Here is a 7,815-nt window from a genome sequence, read left to right as displayed (position 1 = left end):
CGAGCCATTCCGGCGGCTGAATAGCCAGTCCCCGAAGGTTCACGCTGGGTAACGGCCGAACGCCATTATGCCCAAATAATCAATAATTCTGTTTTACGGCTTTCTTTCAGAATAAGCAAGCCCCAGCAAAAACGCCAGCGAAACCGGTTCGCTGGCGTTTTTGAAGACCCACAAGCCGCCAATGCCAGCGGCTCTTGAATCGATCGTCCTTTAAATCAGATTCTTACGCAGTACCGAGAGCATTTCCCGGGTCTTACGCGCCGACATCCGCTCCCCATAGGCGGTGCGCAATCGCACGTGATACAGGCCATCGGACTGCTCAGTAAAGATCAACAGGTGTCCCGGAGCCTTGGGAGCCCGCTCCCGGGCGGCTTCCGCCTGCGCGGGCATGGTCAACAGGTTGTCCGGCAAGACCTCCCGCAGATCGGCCAGGCTGTAAGGCGTTTCCGGCGGCTGGGGGTTCTCTTCCGCCCCGAACAGACGGGCCAACCAGCCCGGCGGGCTCTCCGGCGGTTCGCGATACCCCAGATAGAACACGCCCGAGGCCGGGTCACTGTCATAAATGGTAAAGCCTTCCTGTTCGGCCGAGTGGGTCAGGGTGGCCAACGCCCGGCTTCGGGCCAGCTCGAGCTCGAGCACCGGCTCGCTGTCAACGCTGGTGATGCGGGCTTTGACCGCACCACCGATATTCCGGGCAATCAGCGAGGTACCACCGGCCGCGCCGAGATCTTCGGCGGCCAGATTTGCGGCCAACTCATCAACCATCCAGGTTTCACGCTCCTTGCTGCTGGAGGCGGCCGGCCATTGGCTGAGCTGCGCCTGGGTGGCTTCATCGCGATCCAGGCTCATGTGCAGCACGTGAATCTCACTGGTGTCCGGCTGAACCCCGCGATCAATGCGGATACGATAGCGGTCGATACGATCCGGGTCATCTTTGAACGACAGCCAGCTGGTTTCCATCAACCCCAGGTCGGTATCCGTGGACGCCACCTGCAGGTTATTGTCGGCCAGGAAGGCCCGAATACGAGGCCAGAGTTCCGCCGGATCGACGTTGACCAGAATCCAGCGGTCGTCATCCAGCCGCTGGATTTTCACCCGCTCCACCAGCGCGGTGGCCGACAGGGCTTCCGGGCGCGGTGCCTCGAACGCTTCGGTGTCCTGAGCGTAGGCGACGTCTTCCTGGGTCAGCTCTGGCACTTCATACAGCTTCCCCACGGTCTCAGCGTTCAGATGATCGGGAACCTTCAGGGGATCCAGACTCGCGGCTTTAAGATAGTCATCCTCGCGGTTCCGGAAATAGCCCTCTTCTCCAAACAGGGCACTACAGCCGGACAGCGTGAAGCTGAGCCCGACCAACAACCAATACACAATGCGCATAAAATTCCAAACTCTCCAGTGAGTTGTGCGAACCTCTGTTATCTATTTCTGGCAACCACTCAGACCAGGCCCGCCTCCCGGAGCGCCTCGGTCACCTGCTCATGGAACCGCTCGGACAGTGGCGTCATGGGCAGACGGATGCCGGACTGAATCCGCCCCATCTGCATCAACGCCCACTTCACCGGAATCGGGTTGGCCTCCAGGAACATGGCCTGGTGCAGCGGCATCAGCCGTTCGTTCAGTGCCCGGGCTTCCTCCGCCCGGCCTTCAATCGCCAGCGCGCAGAGTTCCGCAATAGCCTGGGGTACGACATTCGCCGTAACGGAAATATCCCCTTTGCCACCCAAAATCATCAATTCCACGGCCGTCGCATCGTCCCCGGAGATGATAATGAAGTCCTCCGGCGACTGCTCTATCAGGGTTTTCGCCCGCACCATATCGCCCGTGGCTTCCTTGATGCCTTTGATATTGGAGATCGCGGCCAGTCGCAACACCGTCTCCGGCAACATGTCCACGCCGGTGCGGCCGGGCACATTGTAGAGGTACTGGGGAATATCCACCGCCTCGGCGATGGTTTTATGGAACAGGTACAGGCCTTCCTGGGTCGGCTTGTTGTAGTAGGGAGTCACCAGCAGGCAGGCATCGGCTCCGGCAGCTTTTGCGCCGTGGGTCAGCTCCAGCGCTTCTGTCAGGGAGTTGGCGCCAGTGCCGGCAATAACCGGAATACGCCCGGCCACCTGCTCCACCACGGCCTTGATGACCGCCAGGTGCTCGTCGATATCCAGCGTGGCCGACTCACCGGTGGTACCTACCGCCACCAGCGCATTGGTGCCCTGCTCCAAATGCCAGTCCACCAATTTGCGCAGGGCGGGCCAGTCCAGGGAATTGTCGGGGGTCATGGGAGTGACCAGGGCGACCATGCTGCCTTGTATCATGCGCGGGAGCTCCAATAGCTTGACTATAACGTGTAGGTTCTGACTTCATCGCCTGCCGAGGGTTCGCACGGCGCGCCGGTGACCGTGGCATGGGCGGGAAACACAAAGGCGCAATGGTACTGAGGGGCGCTCCACGACACAAGCGGCGCGCCCGGATTCCGGCCCTTTCCGGGGTTTATTTGCGGAAATCGAGCATCCGCTGGAGCGGAATCATGGCCTTGCGGGCCAATTCCGGGTCCACATGAATCTCGTTATCGTCCTGTTCGAAGACACTCGCCAGGTTTTCCAGCACGTTCATCGCCATCCAGGGGCAGTTCGCACAACTGCGACAGGTCGCGCCGCTGCCGGCAGTGGGCGCCACATGAAACGTCTTGTCCGGACACAGCTGCTGCATCTTGTAAAAAATGCCCTGGTCCGTCGCCACGATGAACTCCTGATTGGGCAGTTCCTGGGCAGCCTTGATCAGCTGCGAGGTGGAGCCCACCACATCGGCCAGCGCCACCACCGGCTCCGGCGACTCCGGGTGCACCAGCACCGCCGCCTCGGGATAGAGCGCCTTGAGGTCTTCCAGGCCACGGGCCTTGAACTCTTCATGCACAATGCAGGCACCGTCCCAGAGCAACACATCGGCCCCGGTCTCGCGCTGCACGTAATCGCCCAGATGCTTGTCCGGCGCCCAGAGAATCTTCTCGCCCTTCTGATCGAGATAGTCGACCACATCCTTCGCGATGCTGGAGGTCACCACCCAGTCAGCCCGGGCTTTTACCGCCGCAGAGGTATTGGCGTACACCACCACGGTGCGATCCGGGTGTTGATCACAGAATTCGGAAAACTGATCGGCGGGACAACCCAGATCCAGGGAGCAGGTGGCTTCCAGCGTGGGCATGAGCACACGCTTTTCCGGGGTGAGGATTTTGGCGGTCTCACCCATGAACTTCACTCCGGCCACAATCAGGGTCTGGGCGGGATGTTCTTTACCGAACCGGGCCATTTCCAGAGAATCCGCCACGCAGCCCCCGGTCTCTTCGGCGAGCGCCTGGATCATGGGGTCGGTGTAGTAGTGGGCCACCAGCACGGCGTTGTGTTTCTGTAACAACGCTTTAATACGCTCGCGGTATTCTGCTTCTTGTTCGGGGGTATACCGGGGGGCACTCCAGGCGCGGTCCAGGTGTTCCCGAACCAGTTCTTCCGGGGTTTTCCGGGCGGTTTCGGTCACGATTACATTGTCCGCGGTCATAGAATCACCTCACAAGTACCCCTGTAGCGGGTTGGGGCGACATAATACCACAGGGATGAAAAGTGCCCCAAAGCTACTTCTTTTGACACTCTTCCACTCTCTGCATTCCTTCTTGATCTGCTCTCACTTCGCATTAAAGTGCTACGGGTGTGTATACCATTGTGAGACACGCCGTAAACCCATCCCTGGGGGCTCATCACCCGCCGTCCAGGCGGGTGACGGTCTCACAATGGTATACACACCCTCCGCAGCAGTAAGCGGAACGCTGCTTGGAGATAGCACGCTCGCCTACATCTGATCTCGGAGAACACTGAAAAGGTGTTCATGCCTCGGAGGCCTGAGGTGAGGTATACCGTTTGTAGACTCTCGGAGGCATGGATGCCGACGAGAAGCCCCCATGGATGGGTTCACGGCGGGTCTACAAACGGTATACCTCACCTTAGGCCGGACGTAATACCGCCTATGCACTTGATCAAATATAGGTCTGGGAGAAAATGGTGGGTCGTGCTGGATTCGAACCAGCGACCAATTGGTTAAAAGCCAACTGCTCTACCAACTGAGCTAACGACCCAAAACTGGCGAGATGATGCCCGGCGGCATCCGGATTTTCGAAGATGGTGGGTCGTGCTGGATTCGAACCAGCGACCAATTGGTTAAAAGCCAACTGCTCTACCAACTGAGCTAACGACCCAAAGAGGCGCGTATGATAAAGATTCAGACAAAAAAAACAAGCGCTTTTGAAAGAAAAAGGCAAAAAAACGCCAAACAAACCAACAGCTTAACCCGGCCTCCCGGCTTAGCCTGCCCGGTAGCGGGTCGGATCCGGAACCCCGGCCTCTTCAAATCCGGCGCGCCGCAACCGGCAACTGTCGCAGCGGCCGCAGGCTTCGCCGGCCTCGTTGGCCTGATAACAGGACACCGTCAGCGCGTAATCCACGCCCAACGACTGGCCCTGGCGGATGATCTCGCCCTTTGACCAGCGCATCAACGGCGCCCGGATATGCAACTTCTGCCCTTCTACGCCGGACTTGGTAGCCAGGTTCGCCATGGTTTCGTAGGCCGCCACATACTCCGGTCGGCAGTCCGGGTAACCCGAATAATCCACCGCATTGACGCCAATAAAAATGTCATTGGCGCCCAGCACCTCGGCCCAGCCGAGCGCAATGGACAGGAAAATGGTGTTGCGTGCCGGCACGTAGGTGACCGGAATGCCCTCGCCTTCGGTTTCCGGTACTGCGATGGAGTCATCGGTCAGCGCGGAGCCACCGATGCTCTGCAGATCCAGTTTCACGACCTTATGCTCAATCGCGCCCCCGGCTCGCGCCGTGAGCTCAGCCGCGTGCAACTCGGCCCGGTGACGCTGGCCATAGTCGAAGCTGATGGTGTAACAGTCGTAGCCCTCGCTGCGGGCGATGGCCAGAGCCGTGGTGGAGTCGAGACCACCGGAGACCAGAATGACCGCTTTCGGGTTCGCCATGATGGCTGCTCCTCAATCAGTACCCCGGGGCGTCGCCCCAGAGCAGCTTGTGAATCTGGATCTGGAAGCGCACCGGCAGGTTGTCCTCGACAATCCAGTCGGCCAACTGGCGCGGTTCGAGCTGCCCGAAGCTCGGGGAGAACAGGACATCATCGACCCGCTCGGCCAGGCGGTACTCATCCAACTTGAACTTGGCCCATTCATAATCGCCCCGGCTGCACAGCACGAACTTCACCTGGTCGTGGGGCTGCAGCAGGGGGATGTTTTCCCAGCGGTTTTTGTCGAGTTCCCCGGAGTCCGGCGTTTTCAGGTCCATCACCCGACTGACCCGGGTGTCCACCTCATCCAGGGGCATGGCGCCACTGGTTTCCAGGGATACCGAGTAACCGGCATCACACAGCTGTGTGAGCAGCGGGAGGCAGTTCGGCTGGGCCAGAGGTTCGCCGCCGGTCACACAGATGTATTGGGGCTGATAGCCGGCCACCTGCTCCAGGATACTCGCCAGCGTCATACGCTCGCCGCCGTGAAAGGCGTACTCGGAATCGCAGTAATGACAGCGCAGGGGGCAACCGGTCAGGCGCACAAACACCGTCGGGCGCCCCAAGGTCCGGGCCTCGCCCTGCAGGGAGTAAAAGATTTCGGTAATACGGAGACTGTCGTCGGTCATGAACTTCCGGGCCGGTGGCGCTGACGGGGGCTTTAACAGCGGGCAGTTTACCCAAAGGCCGCAGCAGATGCGAGCCCGCCGGGTTTGCCGCCCCGGCGGCAGGCTGGTATTCTTGTTGATTGGCCCGATTTTCCTGCCGCGAGTGTTATGAAACCCACCAAGACCAAACGTGAAATCCGCGCCGAGCTCGACCAACAGCTGGAAGAGTATTTGCGCTCCGGCGGCAAGGTGAAGGAAGTACCCCGCGGCCTGAGTGGTCGCATCGACCCCAAGGGGCCTCTTACCCCCCTGTTCACGCCCCGCGCCAGCGAAACCCCCCTCGCCGGACGGACCCCCATGACCGAAGTGGTCGCCCGGGTGGAATCCCGCAAGCACCCCATCCCCGCGCCCAAGCGCCCCAAACCCAAGCGCCCCCGGAAGAAAATGATTCTGGATGATTTCGGGCAGCCGGTTCGCTGGGAATGGGTCGAAGAGTAGCCACTACCGCTACACGCCCCCAAAACAAGGCTGAAAGACAGTCGAATCAGCCGAGCGCCCGCACCAACATTGAGACCAGCTCAGTCTGCTTTCGATAGCCATTCTTGGCCAGCAGACTCTTGATATGCTGGCGGGCGGTATGAATGGATATATGTCGCTCCTCGGCAATATCGTTAGTGCTGAGCCCCCTCATCAAACCGCCGGCGACCGCAGCCTCTGCCGGTGAACATTGAAACAGAGACTGTAACTTGTCGAGGTCGGGGGACAGAGTGGTGTCGAAACTGAACAGCTCTGCCAGCACACCATTGTTTTCCGGGTGTTCGGTGACCAGAGGTGTCAGACAGACGGACACACGCGCTTGGCCGTTTTGGATAAACAGAGTCTGCGACTCCAGAACGCCTTTATGGGAGAGCACAATACATGTGGTTATGGCGTCATGCAGCTTACGGGTCATGCGTCTGTCACGACTATGCAGCCGCCGGTCCTCACCAACAAACAGATTACCTGTGCTGTCCAGCAAGGCTCTGGCGGCGTTGTTGGCTTCGGCCACATTACCCAAGGCATTGAATACCATCAGAGGCTTATGCACATGGTTGAGCGCCATGGCCAGGTTCTCGTTATCGCTGCTGGATTGATACAGTTTCAAGTGAAGGGCAACGGCATTTTCGATGTGCGGTGCCAACAGATTCATTTGCAACAGCTCACTGTCGGTGTAGGGACCGTGGTCTTGATGGCGGTTGGCCATGAACACCACATTGACGCCATCTTCCCGGGTCACCAACATACCCGTGCTATCACCCATGCCTACCGATTCGGCCCAGGCTCGGCTTTCCGGCCCCAGAATATCAAGGATGGTACGACTGACATCGCCCCTTAAAAATGAATCGAACTGGCGTGGCGGCAACTGAACATAGCGCGTCAGCGCTTCATCCCGCTCGGGCAGGTCACTGTTGATGTACCACTCCTCAAACCCATCCGGGTAACCAAAGGTCCAGCCGTACAAGATGCGTTGCGGGTTGGCAGTGACACCCAGAATGCCACCTTGCAGCGCCTTGAAATGCTTCTGGAAAGCATCAAAAAAATGCTGAAAACCGGCGTTATTGTGCAGGCTGCGATAGAGCGTGCTGACCAGCTCGTTATAAGCATGGAGCTCCTCGCCTTTCAAGGCAGGAAAGGGCAAGCTGGCCTGCTGATCAGTCTGAGGGTTTGCGGGAGAGAAGTGATCGTTCAAGGAAAAGGCTCCTTAACCGGCATGACACCGGGCACCAGGGACCGCCTGTTGCGATAACTTCCGGGCACGCAAAAACTGGCGAGATTATTATTGAACCCAAATCTGGGCTTTATTTTCCAATGAGGGAATAACCAAAATATAACCAAATCGTCTTAAAAAAGAAAGCTGAGTGCCAGCAGTCGCACCATATCTGCGGGAAATGCCTAAACCCTCGCGTCCCACTTCCCACCTTGCGGTTTTCAGGTCCCACTTTACGCCCATCTCTTGTCACTCTGACCATCTGCCATAACAATTGCCCGACGGAAACCGATCCGGTCATGCCATAACAAGAGAGATACCGAATGAATACAAAAATGCTTCTGCTGCTGAGCGGCCTTTTGGCGTTAAGCGCCTGCGGTCCAACCGACACGGCCG

The 7,815-nt window shown here is 58.8% G+C and carries 8 protein-coding genes and 2 tRNA genes; 1 reads left to right on the top strand and 9 read right to left on the bottom strand.

Annotated features, from left to right (window positions below):
* Positions 1 to 210: 210 nt before the first annotated feature.
* The 7 genes from bamC to queE form a co-directional block, all read right to left on the bottom strand.
* A complete protein-coding gene (bamC, locus tag B3187_RS01165; protein ID WP_286804272.1) occupies positions 211 to 1,377 on the bottom strand; it encodes an outer membrane protein assembly factor BamC in 1,167 nt (388 codons plus the stop codon).
* A 59-nt stretch (positions 1,378 to 1,436) separates the two neighbouring features.
* On the bottom strand, positions 1,437 to 2,312 hold the full coding sequence (gene dapA / locus B3187_RS01160) for a 4-hydroxy-tetrahydrodipicolinate synthase (RefSeq protein ID WP_123636850.1): 876 nt from the start codon (positions 2,310 to 2,312) through the stop codon (positions 1,437 to 1,439).
* Positions 2,313 to 2,487: 175 nt separating this feature from the next.
* Positions 2,488 to 3,549 carry a quinolinate synthase NadA gene (gene nadA, locus B3187_RS01155; RefSeq protein WP_123636849.1) on the bottom strand — a complete coding sequence of 354 codons (1,062 nt, stop codon included), beginning with the start codon at positions 3,547 to 3,549 and terminating at the stop codon, positions 2,488 to 2,490.
* 495 nt (positions 3,550 to 4,044) lie between these two features.
* Positions 4,045 to 4,120: transfer RNA gene (locus B3187_RS01150), tRNA-Lys, on the bottom strand.
* Positions 4,121 to 4,164: 44 nt separating this feature from the next.
* Positions 4,165 to 4,240, bottom strand: a tRNA-Lys gene (locus B3187_RS01145).
* Positions 4,241 to 4,345: 105 nt separating this feature from the next.
* Positions 4,346 to 5,026: a 7-cyano-7-deazaguanine synthase QueC gene (queC, locus tag B3187_RS01140; protein ID WP_286804271.1), complete on the bottom strand. Its 681-nt coding sequence runs from the start codon at positions 5,024 to 5,026 to the stop codon at positions 4,346 to 4,348.
* 16 nt (positions 5,027 to 5,042) lie between these two features.
* Positions 5,043 to 5,693, bottom strand: a complete 651-nt coding sequence (gene queE / locus B3187_RS01135) for a 7-carboxy-7-deazaguanine synthase QueE (RefSeq protein WP_286804270.1) — start codon at positions 5,691 to 5,693, stop codon at positions 5,043 to 5,045.
* 147 nt (positions 5,694 to 5,840) lie between these two features.
* Between queE and B3187_RS01130 the strand changes: the two genes are divergently transcribed.
* Entirely contained in the window at positions 5,841 to 6,170 is a 330-nt protein-coding gene (locus tag B3187_RS01130; RefSeq protein ID WP_286804269.1) for a hypothetical protein, read from the top strand.
* A gap of 46 nt (positions 6,171 to 6,216) precedes the next feature.
* Here B3187_RS01130 and B3187_RS01125 read toward each other — a convergent pair whose 3' ends face one another.
* Both B3187_RS01125 and B3187_RS01120 read right to left on the bottom strand, forming a co-directional pair.
* Positions 6,217 to 7,401, bottom strand: a complete 1,185-nt coding sequence (locus B3187_RS01125) for a helix-turn-helix transcriptional regulator (RefSeq protein WP_286804268.1) — start codon at positions 7,399 to 7,401, stop codon at positions 6,217 to 6,219.
* Between the two features lie 109 nt (positions 7,402 to 7,510).
* Positions 7,511 to 7,815, bottom strand: a 305-nt coding sequence (locus B3187_RS01120) for a hypothetical protein (protein ID WP_286804267.1), incomplete at its 5' end; no start/stop codon positions are given.

This window comes from Marinimicrobium sp. UBA4209, assembly GCF_002381585.1.
Taxonomy (GTDB): Bacteria; Pseudomonadota; Gammaproteobacteria; order Pseudomonadales; family Cellvibrionaceae; genus Marinimicrobium; species Marinimicrobium koreense.
The sequence above is the reverse complement of the archived record's forward strand: the minus strand, read 5'-3'. Positions and strand labels throughout refer to the sequence as shown.

Coding starts and splice junctions, on each gene's coding strand:
- queC (WP_286804271.1), bottom strand. CDS start 5,026: ATGGCGAACCCGAAAGCGGTCATTCTGGTCTCCGGTGGTCTCGACTCC.
- nadA (WP_123636849.1), bottom strand. CDS start 3,549: ATGACCGCGGACAATGTAATCGTGACCGAAACCGCCCGGAAAACCCCG.
- B3187_RS01130 (WP_286804269.1), top strand. CDS start 5,841: ATGAAACCCACCAAGACCAAACGTGAAATCCGCGCCGAGCTCGACCAA.
- queE (WP_286804270.1), bottom strand. CDS start 5,693: ATGACCGACGACAGTCTCCGTATTACCGAAATCTTTTACTCCCTGCAG.
- bamC (WP_286804272.1), bottom strand. CDS start 1,377: ATGCGCATTGTGTATTGGTTGTTGGTCGGGCTCAGCTTCACGCTGTCC.
- dapA (WP_123636850.1), bottom strand. CDS start 2,312: ATGATACAAGGCAGCATGGTCGCCCTGGTCACTCCCATGACCCCCGAC.